At 39.4% G+C, this 698-nt stretch carries 1 protein-coding gene; it reads right to left on the reverse strand.

The window, feature by feature from the left end:
- Positions 1-370 precede the first annotated feature (370 nt).
- Positions 371-698: sensor histidine kinase (locus AC1DWB_RS36710; RefSeq protein ID WP_477545965.1), on the reverse strand; the 328-nt coding region annotated here is incomplete at its 5' end.

Consider the following 698-nt stretch of genomic DNA (forward strand, 5'->3'; position numbering starts at 1 on the left):
TGCTAAACTTAATGCTCCTACTATTTTAAGTAGAATAATAAGTGATTTCCTTGTTCTGGTTTTACTTTTCGCTTTTACATCCTCTGTTTGTGGCACGCTCATCTTCTCCTGTCCTCTCTATTCCTACCCAGCTATTAACGAAATTTGAACAAAAGAAGATGTACCCTTCATGGCGCCAAAATGAACTGTATATGAAATGACAAAATAAATAAAACAAAAAAATACTACGTCACCACATGCAAGATAACTTTGCACATGATGCCGTAGTATGACGGATGGAGCACGAAGAACGTCCCGATTTGAGCGGTACAGTACGATCTGTGTATTAGAATCCGAATAGTACAACTCAAACAGTACAATCCCAATGTAATTACTCTGTTGGCATTGTTATTGGCAAGGTGACAATGAACGTTGTTCCTCGCTCGAGCTCACTTTCCACCGAGATGTCGCCTTGATGAAGCGATACTATCTGTTTAACGATGGCAAGTCCCATACCGCTCCCATCATATTTACGACTATGGGAACGATCTGCCTTGAAAAATCGCTCGAATATACGCTTTTGGTCCTCGAGAGAAATACCAATCCCTGAATCAGATATTGTGACGATCACATTGTTCATTTCTTGTTTGATGCTAACTTGAATTTCACTGCTATCTTTTGAAAATTTAATGCCATTACTGAGTAGGTTCGTCCATACT

The organism is Paenibacillus sp. P4_E11 (assembly GCF_056401635.1).